The sequence below is a fragment of the Mycolicibacter sp. MU0102 genome (genome assembly GCF_963378105.1).
Taxonomy (GTDB): domain Bacteria; phylum Actinomycetota; class Actinomycetes; order Mycobacteriales; family Mycobacteriaceae; genus Mycobacterium; species Mycobacterium holstebronense.
The window spans coordinates 4,297,349-4,309,915 of the sequence record NZ_OY726398.1; the positions used below are offsets into that span (position 1 = coordinate 4,297,349).

General features: G+C 69.6%; 12 protein-coding genes. 2 read left to right on the forward strand and 10 right to left on the reverse strand.

The window, feature by feature from the left end; genetic code table 11:
• Position 1: 1 nt before the first annotated feature.
• From topA to RCP37_RS20205, 3 genes are all read right to left on the reverse strand, one after another.
• The gene (topA, locus tag RCP37_RS20195; RefSeq protein WP_308484723.1) at positions 2-2,821 is read right to left on the reverse strand and encodes a type I DNA topoisomerase; all 2,820 of its coding nucleotides are present in this window, start codon (positions 2,819-2,821) and stop codon (positions 2-4) included.
• Between the two features lie 116 nt (positions 2,822-2,937).
• Positions 2,938-3,549, reverse strand: a complete 612-nt coding sequence (locus RCP37_RS20200) for a hypothetical protein (protein ID WP_308484724.1) — start codon at positions 3,547-3,549, stop codon at positions 2,938-2,940.
• 126 nt (positions 3,550-3,675) lie between these two features.
• Complete coding sequence (locus tag RCP37_RS20205) at positions 3,676-3,879, reverse strand: cold-shock protein (RefSeq protein ID WP_005138711.1); 204 nt, start codon at positions 3,877-3,879, stop codon at positions 3,676-3,678.
• A 366-nt stretch (positions 3,880-4,245) separates the two neighbouring features.
• Here RCP37_RS20205 and RCP37_RS20210 point away from each other — a divergent pair, with 366 nt between their 5' ends.
• Both RCP37_RS20210 and RCP37_RS20215 read left to right on the forward strand, forming a co-directional pair.
• Positions 4,246-6,609 (forward strand): DNA 3'-5' helicase SftH, encoded by a 2,364-nt coding sequence (locus RCP37_RS20210; protein WP_308484725.1) that lies wholly within the window; start codon positions 4,246-4,248, stop codon positions 6,607-6,609.
• Between the two features lie 296 nt (positions 6,610-6,905).
• Positions 6,906-7,943 (forward strand): PAS domain-containing protein, encoded by a 1,038-nt coding sequence (locus RCP37_RS20215; RefSeq protein WP_308484726.1) that lies wholly within the window; start codon positions 6,906-6,908, stop codon positions 7,941-7,943.
• Here the strand turns inward: RCP37_RS20215 and RCP37_RS20220 are convergent.
• The 7 genes from RCP37_RS20220 to ssd all read right to left on the reverse strand — a co-directional run bounded on the left by RCP37_RS20220 (position 7,940) and on the right by ssd (position 12,565).
• The gene (locus RCP37_RS20220; RefSeq protein WP_255611376.1) at positions 7,940-8,251 is read right to left on the reverse strand and encodes an Rv3654c family TadE-like protein; all 312 of its coding nucleotides are present in this window, start codon (positions 8,249-8,251) and stop codon (positions 7,940-7,942) included. The two genes, RCP37_RS20215 and RCP37_RS20220, sit on opposite strands and share 4 nt — an antisense overlap.
• A 16-nt stretch (positions 8,252-8,267) precedes the next feature.
• Entirely contained in the window at positions 8,268-8,615 is a 348-nt protein-coding gene (locus RCP37_RS20225; RefSeq protein ID WP_308484727.1) for a TadE family type IV pilus minor pilin, read from the reverse strand.
• A gap of 6 nt (positions 8,616-8,621) precedes the next feature.
• The gene (locus tag RCP37_RS20230; RefSeq protein ID WP_024441735.1) at positions 8,622-8,813 is read right to left on the reverse strand and encodes a DUF4244 domain-containing protein; all 192 of its coding nucleotides are present in this window, start codon (positions 8,811-8,813) and stop codon (positions 8,622-8,624) included.
• Between the two features lie 92 nt (positions 8,814-8,905).
• Positions 8,906-9,496, reverse strand: a complete 591-nt coding sequence (locus tag RCP37_RS20235) for a type II secretion system F family protein (protein WP_308484728.1) — start codon at positions 9,494-9,496, stop codon at positions 8,906-8,908.
• Positions 9,493-10,305 (reverse strand): type II secretion system F family protein, encoded by an 813-nt coding sequence (locus tag RCP37_RS20240; RefSeq protein WP_308484729.1) that lies wholly within the window; start codon positions 10,303-10,305, stop codon positions 9,493-9,495. Before RCP37_RS20240 ends, RCP37_RS20235 begins: the two co-directional genes overlap by 4 nt.
• Positions 10,302-11,486, reverse strand: coding sequence for a TadA family conjugal transfer-associated ATPase (locus RCP37_RS20245; RefSeq protein WP_308484730.1), 1,185 nt, complete (start codon positions 11,484-11,486; stop codon positions 10,302-10,304). Before RCP37_RS20245 ends, RCP37_RS20240 begins: the two co-directional genes overlap by 4 nt.
• Entirely contained in the window at positions 11,483-12,565 is a 1,083-nt protein-coding gene (ssd, locus tag RCP37_RS20250; protein WP_308484731.1) for a septum site-determining protein Ssd, read from the reverse strand. The genes RCP37_RS20245 and ssd overlap by 4 nt, the downstream gene beginning before the upstream one ends.
• Between the last annotated feature and the right edge of the window lie 2 nt (positions 12,566-12,567).

The window sequence follows — 12,567 nt, forward strand, 5'->3', positions numbered from 1 at the left end:
CTCAGCTCTTGGTGGCCTTCTTCGCGGCTGCCTTCTTCGCCGGCGCCTTTTTCGCGGGCGCCTTGCGGGCCGCCGTCTTCTTGGCGGCCTTCTTGACCGGCCCCCGCGCGCGCCGGTCGGCGAGCAGTTCAGAGGCACGCTCATCGGTGATCGTGGCCACCTCATCGCCCTTGCGCAGGCTGGCGTTCGTCTCGCCGTCGGTCACGTACGGACCGAATCGGCCGTCCTTGATCACCATCGGCTTGCCGCTGGTCGGGTCGGTACCCAACTCCCGCAGCGCCGCAGTCGCAGCCGCTTGGCGGCCACGGCGTTTCGGCTCGGCGTAGATCTTGAGCGCCTCTTCGAGGGAGATCTCGAAGATCTGCTCCTCGGTGGCCAGCGACCGAGAATCGGTGCCGCGCTTCAGATATGGCCCGTAACGGCCGTTCTGCGCGGTGATCTCATCGCCGGACTCCGGGTCGACGCCGACCACCCGCGGCAGCGACAGCAGCTTCAGCGCGTCGTCGAGCGTCACGGTTTCCAGGCTCATGCTGCGCAGCAGTGAACCGGTGCGCGGCTTGGGACCGGTCGGCTTCTTGCCCTTCTTGGCCGTCGCCCCGGACTCGTCGTCCGGTGGTGGCGGCAGAACTTCGGTGACGTACGGGCCGTAACGCCCGTCCTTGGCGACGACCTCATGCCCGGTGGCCGGGTCCACACCGAGCGACCGGCCCTCCTGCGGGGTGGCGAAGCGTTCCTCGGCCAGTGCCAGGGTCAGCTCGTCCGGCGGCAGCGAGTCGTCCAGGTTGGCCCGCTGCGGGGTCGGCTCGCCGTCGTCCCCGGTGATCATCCGCTCCAGGTACGGGCCGTTCTTGCCCACCCGGACATAGACCGGCCTGCCCTCGGCGTCATCGAACAGCTTGATCGAGTTGATCTCGCGGGCGTCGATGCCCTCCAAGTTGACCCCGACCAGCTTCTTCAAGCCACCGGCGCGAGAGATGGAGCCTTCCACCCCGTAATCGCCGCCGAAGTAGAAGTTGTGCAGCCAGTCGGTGCGACGCTGGCGCCCGGCGGCGATCCCGTCGAGCTCGTCCTCCATGGCGGCGGTGAAGTCGTAGTCGACCAGCCGGCCGAAGTGCTGCTCAAGCAGCCCGATCACGGCGAACGCCACCCAGGTCGGCACCAGGGCACTGCCCTTTTTGTAGACGTAGCCGCGGTCCTGGATGGTCTTGATGATCGAGGAGTACGTCGACGGTCGGCCGATGCCCAGCTCTTCGAGCGCCTTGACCAGCGAGGCCTCGGTGTAGCGCGCGGGCGGGTTGGTGGCGTGCCCGTCGGGGGTCAGCTCGGTGGCGTCCACCCGCTGACCCTGAGTGAGCAGCGGCAGCCGCCGCTCGGCGTCGTCGGCTTCACCACCGGCCAACTCGTCGACGGTCTCCACGTAGGCCTTGAGGAAGCCAGCGAACGTGATGGTGCGACCGCTGGCGGCGAACGTCACCTGCTGACTGCCGGATTGCCCGCCGATCCGCAGGCTCAGCGTGGTGCCGCGGGCGTCGGCCATCTGCGAGGCGACGGTGCGCTGCCAGATCAGCTCGTAGAGCCGGAACTCGTCACTGCCCAGCTCGTTGCGCACCGCGTCGGGGGTGGCGAACGTCTCGCCGGCCGGCCGGATCGCCTCGTGGGCTTCCTGGGCGTTCTTTACCTTGCGGGTGTACTGCCGCGGCGACGGCGAGACGTACTCCTCGCCGTAGAGCTGGCGGGCCTGGGTACGCGCGGCATCGATTGCCGACTGCGACAGCGTCGTCGAGTCGGTACGCATGTAGGTGATGTAGCCGTTCTCGTAGAGCCGCTGGGCGATGCTCATCGTCCGCTCGGCGGAGAACCGCAGCTTGCGGCCGGCTTCCTGCTGCAATGTCGAGGTCATGAAGGGCGCGTAGGGCCGCCGGGTGTAGGGCTTCTCCTCCACCGAGGTGACCGACAGCGATGCGCCCTGCAGGCCGGCCGCCAGGGCGGTGGCCGCGGCTTCGTCGAGGACCCGCACCTCGTCGGGCTTCTTCAGTGCGCCCAGCGAGTCGAAGTCGCGACCACTGGCGACCCGCAGTTCGTCGACGGCGACCAGTCGGGCGCTGAAGTTGGGCGGGGAGGCCGTCGGGTCGGAGACGCTGGCGTCCAGTTGGGCGACCACGTCCCAGTACGAGGCACTACGGAACGCCATCCGCTCGCGTTCGCGCTGCACGATGATGCGGGTGGCCACCGACTGGACGCGGCCCGCCGACAGCTTCGGCGCAACCTTCTTCCACAGCACGGGGCTGACCTCGTAGCCGTACAGCCGGTCCAGGACGCGCCTGGTCTCCTGCGCGTCTACCAGGTCAATGTCCAGGTCGCGGGGGTTCTCGGCGGCGTTGCGGATCGCCGGCTCGGTGATCTCGTGGAACACCATCCGTTTGACCGGGATGCGCGGTTTCAGGGTCTCCAGCAGGTGCCAGGCGATCGCCTCGCCCTCCCGGTCACCATCGGTGGCCAGATAGAGCTCATCGACGTCCTTGAGCAGGTCCTTGAGCTCGGCAACGGTGCTCTTCTTGTCGGGGCTGACGATGTAGAGCGGTTCGAAGTCGGCGTCCACGTTGACACCCAGACGCGCCCACGCTTCGGTTTTGTACTTCGCCGGTACGTCAGCGGCGTTGCGGGGCAGGTCCCGGATGTGCCCTCGGGAGGACTCGACGACGTAATTGCTGCCCAGGTAGCCCGCAATTTTCCGTGCCTTAGTTGGCGACTCGACAATGACGAGCCGCCGCACGGGTGTTTTATCGCCATTGCGGGCGCTCACCGTCTTCGAGTCAGCCACCTTGCGCTTACCACTCCACTTCTGTCCGCACCGCCGCGTCACGGCCGCGGTGGACAACTGACAATCTCGCACTCACGCCCGTGCCGATGCAAACCGGCGTTCAGCAGTGCATTCTCTCAAAGACCGTCCGCATGGCCCGGGATCGTGGCCCCGACACGCGGCCATTGACTCAACGCCTCGGGATCCGCGGGTGATTCCCCGACGTTTTCGACCAGCCGCGACAACCGGCGGCGGCCCGTGATCCGCAGCGCCGGATGGCCCCCACGAGTCCCGATCAGCGTGGGCGCGATCCCCGCCCGCATCATGGCCGAGGCCAGCGGCTCGTAAGTGTCCGGCGCGTGCGGATCGAGGCCGAGCAGGTATCGGTCGTCCTCGGCCGTCCCGGCCGCCAGCGTCCACGCCCGCAGTTCCCGCGGACCCGGCAGCCATTGCGGCGGCACCGTCTTGACGGCCCCGCGGGTCCAGGCCTGGGCCAGTACGCGCAGGCGCGCGTCGACCGCAGTCCGCACCAGCGGGGTGTCTTCCTCGGTGCGAGTGACCTCGGACAGCAGACCGGCTTCACCGATCAACTCGGCCAGCGCCACAGCCCGCCAGGGGGCGTCGACCACGACCGACAGCCGCGCGCCATCGCCCACTACGACGATCTGTCCCGGGCCAGCCAGTACCCCGGTGAGGTCGGCAACGCTGGGCGGCACCGACTCTGCCGAAAAGAAGGAAAGCTGGCTCACGTCACCGACAGTAAGCCGGTCCACCGTCCGGCGGCATCCGGGGCGGTCTTACCCGCCCGAAACGAAACCCCCCGGCTTAGCTCCGTTGGCGGGAGCTGCCCGGGGGGTGACGTCAAATTCCGTGGCTCAGACGGCGCGGACGCCCGTGGCCTGGGGGCCCTTGGGGCTCTGCCCGACCTCGAACTCCACCCGCTGGTTTTCCTCAAGGGTGCGAAAGCCGCTTCCCTGGATCTCCGTGTAGTGGACAAACACGTCCGCCGAGCCGTCCTCTGGTGCGATGAAGCCGAAGCCCTTTTCCGCGTTGAACCACTTCACAGTTCCCTGTGGCATTTGTCGATCTTTCCTTACTCTTCTTGCCCGGTGCGCTACGCACCGTTGTTCGGGGCACCGATTTTCGCTGCCCCGGGCCTGTTCCGACCGCCGTACCCTGGCGGTCGGCCGGTGCTGTACCGACACTCCCCCGCGGGCACTGCGGCCGCAACCACAGATCCTGCGAAGGCTTAACACGAACACAGAAGCTACGACCGCCATCAGTCAACCATGTTCGTCGCGCCGAGGACAGACTGCGGTGCCGAAATCTCTACCAAAGGGTGAACAATACGGCGGCGGCATTCGAGGCCGGCGGTTCAGCGAGACTCGACGTAGGAGAGGCGAAGCTGGGACCGCCGCATAAACCAGGCAATTGAGGATGGACCAATGACGGCGAATTTCGGTGGTGAATTGCTGGCCGCCGCGCTCGCCGGGGTCGAGACCGGTGAAGACCCGCTGCGTCACGTCGCCGACCTGCCGCCATCGGCGGGCCGCACCAGCGCCTGGCCGGACTGGGCCGAGCCCGACGTGATCAGTGCCTTCACCGAACGCGGGATCGAGGTGCCGTGGTCGCATCAGCTGGCCGCCGCCGAATTGGCGCACGCCGGGCAGCACGTAGTGATCAGCACCGGCACGGCGTCGGGGAAATCGCTGGCCTATCAACTTCCGGTGCTGCAGGCACTGGCGACCGATCCCCGCGCCCGGGTGCTCTATCTGTCGCCGACGAAGGCGCTGGGGCACGATCAGCTGCGCGCGGCGCACACGCTGAGCATGGCGGTGCCACGCCTGGGTGGCGCGGCCGGAGCCGTGGCGCCCACCGCCTACGACGGCGACAGCGCCGCCGAGATCCGCCGGTTCGCCCGGGAACGGTCCCGCTGGGTGTTCTCCAATCCGGACATGATCCATCTGTCGCTGCTGCGAAACCACGCCCGCTGGGCGGCCTACCTGCGCGGGCTGCGCTTCGTGATCGTCGACGAATGCCACTATTACCGGGGAATCTTCGGCTCGCACGTGGCGATGGTGCTGCGACGGCTGCTGCGGTTGTGCGAGCGCTATGCGGCGCCGGGGGCCGCTGCCGGGCCCACCGTGATCTTCGCCAGCGCCACCACCGCGTTACCGGGCGCCAGCGCATCGGCCCTGATCGGCGAGCCCGTCGCCGAGGTCACCGAGGACGGCTCGCCGCACGGGGCCCGGACCGTGGCCCTGTGGGAGCCGGCGCTGCGCACCGATATGACGGGTGAGAACGGCGCACCGGTGCGCCGCGCCGCCGGCACCGAGGCGGCCCGGGTGATGGCCGACCTGATCGCCGAGGGGGCACGCACCCTGACCTTCGTGCGCTCACGTCGGGGCGCGGAACTCACCGCGCTGGCGGCCCGCACCCGGCTGGAATCGGTCGCCCCAACGCTGGTCGACAAGGTCGCCTCCTACCGGGCCGGCTACCTGGCCGAGGATCGCCGCGCCTTGGAGCGCGCGCTGGCCGACGGCGAGCTCTACGGCCTGGCCACTACCAACGCCCTGGAGCTGGGGGTGGACATCGCCGGGTTGGATGCGGTGGTGATGGCCGGCTTCCCCGGCACAGTGACCTCGTTCTGGCAACAGGCCGGCCGGTCGGGTCGGCGGGGCCAGACGGCGCTGATTGTGCTGGTCGCTCGCGACGACCCGCTGGACACCTACCTGGTGCATCACCCCGAGGCGCTGCTGGACAAGCCGATCGAGCAGGTGGTGATCGACCCGGCCAACCCCTATGTGCTGGGGCCGCAGCTGCTGTGTGCAGCCGCCGAACTGCCGTTGACCGTCGCCGAAGTGGCGCGCCTCGGTGCCGAGCAGGTGGCCGACGACCTGGTCGACGAAGGATTGCTGCGACGGCGCTCTGACCGGTACTTCCCGGTACCCGGGCTCGACCCGCACGCGACGGTGGAGATCCGCGGCTCGGCCGGCGGGCAGGTGGTGATCGTGGAAGCCGACACCGGCCGCCTGCTGGGCAGCGTCGATGCCGGGCGAGCGCCGGCCACGGTGCACACCGGCGCGGTGTATTTGCATCAGGGCGAGAGTTATGTGGTCGATTCGCTGGATATCGAGCGTCAGATCGCGTTCGTGCATGCCGAGGATCCCGGCTACGCCACGTTCGCGCGCGAGATCACCGACATCGACGTGACGGGGGAAGGCGAACGCGCCTGGTTCGGCCCGGTCAGTCTCGGGCTGATGCCAGTGACGGTGACCCACCAGATCGTCGGCTATCTGCGACGGCTGCCGACCGGGGAGGTGCTGGATTTCATCGACCTGGACGTGCCGCCGGCGACGTTGCCGACCATGGCGGTGGTTTACACCATCGACGCCGACGAGCTGGCCGCCTGCGGGGTCGCCGAACCTGCGATCCCGGGTGCGCTACATGCCGCCGAGCATGCGGCGATCGGGCTGCTGCCACTGGTGGCCAGCTGCGATCGCGGCGACATCGGCGGCCTGTCCACCGCGGTGGGGCCGGAGGCGCTGGGAGGCCTGCCCAGTGTCTTCGTCTACGACGGTCACCCCGGGGGCGCCGGCTTCGCCGAGCGGGGATTCCGTGCTGCGGCCACTTGGCTTACCGCCACCGCGGAGGCGATCGAATCCTGCGAGTGCCCGCACGGATGTCCGTCGTGCGTGCAGTCGCCCAAATGCGGCAACGGCAATGACCCGTTGGATAAGCAAGGCGCGGTGCGAGTGCTGCGATTGGTGCTCGGCAAACTCGACGGCTCGCATACGGGCTCTGAATGACTGCGGGAGTCGGCCGACCCCCCGAACGGCCGACTCCCCCGAGCCCTTACCCCGTCAACTGCGTCGCAGTGACAGGCGTCACCACGCAAAACAGCACGCGGGACAGTAAGACGAACGGTCGAGAGATGCGATCCGTTCCCAACCCGGTACATGACCGGATGCGGCCGTAAGTTACCGGCTGCACCGGATCCTCCGCAACTTGGCAGCGCGTCGGGCTGTGCGAAACGGACGCGAATTCCGGGAAATTATTCACTGTTGACGCTGGTAGAAGGGCGGTAGCCGTAATATCCCGACTTATGGCGCACGACTGGTTGCTGGTGGAAACCCTCGGGGGTGAACCGGTAGTCGTCGCGCAGGGCCGCCAGCTGAAGAATCTGGTGTCACTCACCCAGTTCCTGCGACGCAGCCCACACCTCGCGGCGATTCAGACCGCGATCGCCGAATCGGTGCGCACCGGGCAAAGCCTGGCCAGCATCACGCCCCGCCGCGATCGGGTGATCCGCACCGAACCCGTGGTGATGTCCGATGGCCGGGTGCACGGGATACACGTCTGGACCGGGCCGGCCGACATGGAACCATCTGAGCGCCCCATCCCGGGCCCGTTGAAGTGGGACCTGACGCTGGGGGTGGCCACCGACACCAGGGAGTCGCTGACCAACAGCGGCAAGGACCCGGAGGTGGAGGCCACTCATGGCCGGGCGTTCGTCGAAGAGTTGCCCGCCCGCGAATTCAGCCCGAACGAGAACAAGGTGCTGGCCCTGGCGATCCGGGCCGAACCGGGCCAGACCATCTGCAGCAGTTGGGATGTCACCGATTTCCACGGTGAGACCATTCGGGTGGGATTCGTGGTCCGCACGGCCCGAGAGGCCGTTCCTGGGGGGCGTGAGCATCTGGTGACGCGCGGGATGAATTGGCGTGGCCAGTTCGACGGCGCAGTGCAGCGCCCCGACTTCCTGGCGCAGCAGATCCTGCATGCGCTGGCCCAGCCGGGCGTGCACCGGGCCATGGTGGATCTGGCCAATCGGCGGTTGCTGAAATGGCTGGATGAGCCGTGCCCGTTCTACGACTGGCGCAGTCCGGCGGAGGTATCGCGAGTCCATCCCGACGACCAGGTACAGATCGCCCGGATGGAGACCGACCTGGCCAGCTCCCAGGCGCCGGCGAGCGGGGTGCTGCGGCTACGCCAGAGCGACGGCGGTTGGGCGCCGGTCCACGTGACGGTCAACCGGGTGGAACTCGACGAGGGCACCGTGGCCGGGCTGGTTGCGCTGCGCCTGCCCACCGAGGCCGAACTCGCCGACACTGGGTTGAGCGCCACTGTCGAAGCTCCCTAGTCGACAGGCCCGGCGCGAGCCGTCGCGCGGGCGGGGCCAAACCGCCAGCCGGGGACCGGCATCGCGACGGTGATCACCACGTCGAGTCCGTCTACCGCGCAACTGATTTCACCGGCATGCATTCGCGATCCCAGCATCGTGGCTTGCGCGCACGCGCCGGCGGGCCCGGCCGGAACCCGGCCCGCAGCGGCCAGCGCCGCCAGGTCGGCGATGGCCTGAGCACGATGTCGCGCGATGACCGCACCACCGAGTACGAAGCCGCCGCCGGTGACGCTCAGCAGCACCGCGACCATCGCGGCCGCGGCCACGGTGGCCCCGCCGGCTTCACCGCGACGGCTCGACCGCCGAGACCGCTTCGGCGGTGATCGCCAAGCCGGGCAACAGAACCGGCCGGGCGGTGACGCGGGCAACCACCACGTCACCTTCGGAACGCAGCCGGACCGTCGCACCGTCGGGCGCAATCTGGCGCACCACCGCGGTGACCGCGGAGGCGTCGCCGCGTGCGGCCAGCCGGGCGGCTTCCCGCGCGGCGTCGACGCAGCGGATTTGGGCGGACACCGCGGTGATCCCGGCCAGGCAGAGCACCAGCACCGAGACCAGTGCCGCCAGCGCAAACGCTGCCTCGACCGTGCTGGCGCCGGTGTCCTCGACGAATCGTCCACGGCCGCGCACGACCCGTCAGACCTTGGTGTTCAGCGCGCGCCCGATGACGCGGTTCAGTGCCGACACGATCGAATCACCGGTGACCACTGTGTAGAGGATCGCGCCGAACGCCGCGGCCGCGATTGTCCCGATCGCATATTCCACCGTGGACATCCCGGAGTCATCGGATGCCAGCAGCACCATCTTCAACGATAGGACACGAAACATGTTGCGTACCTGTGATACCCGAGTACTCACACAGCCTCCTTCATCGGTAACCTACTCATGTTCTCGCGGTTGGTCCGCCAAGCATCGCCCGATCAAAACAGCCCCGACCGCAGCACGTCACCGGCCAGGCCGGCCACGACCGGCACGATTCCCAGGCAGACGAATGCGGGCAGAAAGCACAATCCGAGCGGCCCAGCAATCAACACCCCTGCTCGCTCTGCGGCGGCCGTCGCCGAATGCGCCGCCTCGTCGCGACACTGCACAGCAAGTTCACCGAGTCCACTGGCCAGCGCGGCACCCGATGACCCCGACCTTCGGGCCAGGCGCAGCACCGCGGTGGTTGTCGGGTCGAGCGCACCGGCAGCCGAATCGTTCGGCGCCGACCAGGCAATGGCCGGTTCGGCACCCAGCGCCAGCAGGTCCGCGCCCCGGTGCAATGCCGCCGCGAGTGCCGGCGGCGCGTGCCGGGCGGTGGCCCGGGCCGCTCCGGACACGGACATCCCCGAGGTCAGGCAGAGCGCGAACACCTCGAGGTCAGCTGCCAGCGCCAGCGCATCGGAGCCCGGGACTGTCCGACGCAGCGTCGGACGTGCTGGCCGGGGTAGCCCGGCCCGCTCCCGCACCGTCTCCGGTCCGGCGGCGGCGAGCACCGCCACAGCCAGCAGCATCGCGGCGCCGGTCATAGGACACCGCCGGCCTGGGCGGTGATCCGGTCTGACCACAGCAGCCCGGCGCAGACCAGGCCTATCCCGATCAGCGACAGCACCCCGCCCGTTCCGCCGAGCAGAAAGACCACCGGCCGGGCTCCGATCAATTGCCCCAGCAGCACACCCAATACCGGCAGACAGGCCAAGAGCGTCGCTGAGGCGCGGGCGCCGGCCATGCCGGCTTCGGCACGCGCCGAGAACCTTTGCCGGGCAGTGATATCGCGCTGCGCGGCTTGCATCAGCGCGGCGATCGCCAAGCCGTGTTGTCCCCCGAGTTCCCAGTAGGCTGCGAGCCGCTCCCACTGCGAGGGCAGTGCCGAGGATACGGCGGCATCGCGCAGGCCGGTCGCGACATCGGCACCGAGCCGCGCCCGAGCGGCGACTCCGCCCAGCCCGGCGGCCACCGCGGGATGGTTGGATTCGGCGGCGGCCATAGCGAACGCCCGCACCGGATGCGCTCCGACGCGCAGCTCAGCCGCCAGGGCGTCCAGTGCGGTTTCCAGGGCACGCGCTTCCGCGACGGCCCGACGACGGCGCAGACCACGGCGACGTCGCACGATGGCGGTGGTGCCCAACAGGACTCCGGCCAACCACGTGCTCCGCGGCAGGACCAGCGCGACCAGCACAGCAGCCCCGGCCACCGCGCCGATGAGGCTCCAGCGGCCGGCCCGCCCGGCGACCGCAGCGCCAAGCGGTTGGTCGGGCGGTGCGAGGCGGCGGCGTGGCGAAGCACCGAGCAGGATCGCCGCGGCCAACGCCAGTGCCGCGGTCGCGGGGCCGCTCACGCGGGCATCCGATCGCGCAGCAGCGCGCGGAATTCGGCGGCGTGGTCGGTCAGTCCGCGTCCGATCTGCCACACCGGCGCGGCCTGCACGTGCCCGGCAGCCGTGCGGCGCAGCATCGAGATGTCGGTGAGTCGCCGGATGCCGTCGCGGTCGCGCGCGACGTGCATCAGCACCTGGACGGCCGCCGCCAGTTGGCTGTGCAGGCCGGCACGGTCCAGACCGCCCAGTGCGGCAAGCGCTTCCAGGCGGGCCGGGACTTCAGCCGAGTTGTTGGCGTGTACGGTTCCGGCGCCGCCGTCGTGGCCGGTGTTCAATGCGGCCAGCAGGTCGACCACTTCGGCGCCCCGGACCTCGCCGACCACCAGCCGATCCGGCCGCATCCGCAGCGCCTGCCGAACCAGCTCGCGCAGACTCACCTCGCCGGCACCTTCGACGTTGGCCGCGCGGGCCACCAGTCGGACCAGGTGCGGGTGGCGCGGCTGCAACTCGGGTGCATCCTCCACGCACACCACCCGCTCGCCTTCGCTGACCGCGCCGAGCAGAGCGGCCAGCAGGGTTGTCTTACCGGCGCCCGTACCGCCGGAGACCAGAAATGCCAGCCGGGCGGTGATGATGTCGGACAGCAGGGTGGCGGCCTGCGGCGCAATGGCGCCGGCGGCGGTCAGTGCGGCGAGGTCTTGAGTGGCTGGATGCAGCACGCGCAGTGACAGGCACGTCCCATCGGCGGCAACCGGCGGCAGAATCGCGTGCAGGCGCACGGTGAACTCGCCGGTGCCGATCCCGTGCAACTTCCCGTCGACCCAGGGCTGGGCGTCGTCGAGCCGACGTCCCGCAGCTACCGCCAGCCGCTGGGCCAGCCGTCGCACCGCAGCTTCATCGGCGAACCGAATCTCGCTGCGCCGCAAACCGTCCCCATCGTCGACCCACACCGCATCGGGAGCGGTGACCAGAACGTCGGTGGTGCCCGAGGAACACAGCAGTGGTTCCAGCACGCCGGCGCCGGTCAGTTCGGTCTGCAGAACCCGCAGGCTGGACAGCATTTCGGTATCGCCGAGCACACCACCGGATTCAGCCCGGATCGCTGCGGCCACCGCCTGAGGGCGCAGCTCCGAGTCTCCCCGGGCCTCCCAAGACTGCGCTGCCAGACGTTCCCGGACCCGGTCGATCAGCGAATCTTTCATGAGGCCAGGGCTTTCCGCTGAGGCAACAGTTCAAGGACCCGACCGGCCGCCGCCGCCAGCGCAGAGCGGCGATGCAACCGCAGACCCGCGTGTTCGAGGCGCTCAACCAGTCGGGGTTCGGCCCGCAATCCAGCCAGCAGTGGTAACCCGATGATCTCTGCCACCTCCGCGGCCCGAAGACCGCCGGGAGCCGGTCCGCGCACGACCAGGCCGACGTGGGGGTTCACCGCGCGCAACCGCGGTGCGATCGCGGCGCCGGCCGCGCACGACCGTACGTCGCAGGAGCTGACCACCACTACGAGATCGGCAGCGCTCAGGGCGGTTTCGCCTGGATCGGCCAACACCCGGGGAAGGTCGCAGACCACGGTGACCCCGCCACGACGGCCCGCATCCACGACAGCGTCGACGGTGCCGGCGTCGACATCAGCGGTCTGGTAGGCCGCGTCGCCCCGGCGGGCACCGGATAGGACACTCACCCCGCGCTGACGGGGCAGCGCTTCGCGCAGTGCCGGCCAGGTCAGCCGCCCGCTGTGTTGCGCCAGGTCGCACCAGCGGAGGCCGGCAGCGTTCTCAGTGCCCACCAGCAGATCGATGCCGCCGCCCCACGCGTCGAGGTCGACCAGCAACGCATCACCTGCGTGCTGGGCCAGCGCCGTCGCCAGCAGCGATGCGCCCGCTCCCCCGCGCGCGCCGATCACCGCGATGACGTCGCCGCGGCGCACCCCATCGCGCACCGATTCGCCGGCCTCGGCCAGCTCGGCAACCAGCTCGTTGCCTTCAGCGGGTAGGGCCAGCACCCGTTGCGCCCCGACGGCGACGCCGACTTGCCAGGTGAGTGTGGTGGGTTGACCGCCGGTGAGCACAACGACGTGGGAGCGGCGCGGCAACCGGGCCGGGCCGCACCGGGCGGCAGCCTCCTCATCGAGCACCACGGCCGCCGCAGCCGACCAAGCCCTGCGGTTCGGCATCTCGGCGCCGAGGTGAATGATGCGTGCGCCCGCCGCCGCGGCTACCCGGTCCAGTTCGTCACGCAGCGCCGGTTGGGTGACAAGGGCCAACAGGCCGGTGGCTGCGCTCACCG

Excerpts from the sequence above, each read along its gene's own strand:
- RCP37_RS20205 (WP_005138711.1), bottom strand. The coding sequence starts at position 3,879 with ATGCCACAGGGAACTGTGAAGTGGTTCAACGCGGAAAAGGGCTTCGGC.
- RCP37_RS20210 (WP_308484725.1), top strand. The coding sequence starts at position 4,246 with ATGACGGCGAATTTCGGTGGTGAATTGCTGGCCGCCGCGCTCGCCGGG.
- RCP37_RS20215 (WP_308484726.1), top strand. The coding sequence starts at position 6,906 with ATGGCGCACGACTGGTTGCTGGTGGAAACCCTCGGGGGTGAACCGGTA.
- RCP37_RS20230 (WP_024441735.1), bottom strand. The coding sequence starts at position 8,813 with ATGTTTCGTGTCCTATCGTTGAAGATGGTGCTGCTGGCATCCGATGAC.
- RCP37_RS20235 (WP_308484728.1), bottom strand. The coding sequence starts at position 9,496 with ATGACCGGCGCCGCGATGCTGCTGGCTGTGGCGGTGCTCGCCGCCGCC.
- RCP37_RS20245 (WP_308484730.1), bottom strand. The coding sequence starts at position 11,486 with ATGAAAGATTCGCTGATCGACCGGGTCCGGGAACGTCTGGCAGCGCAG.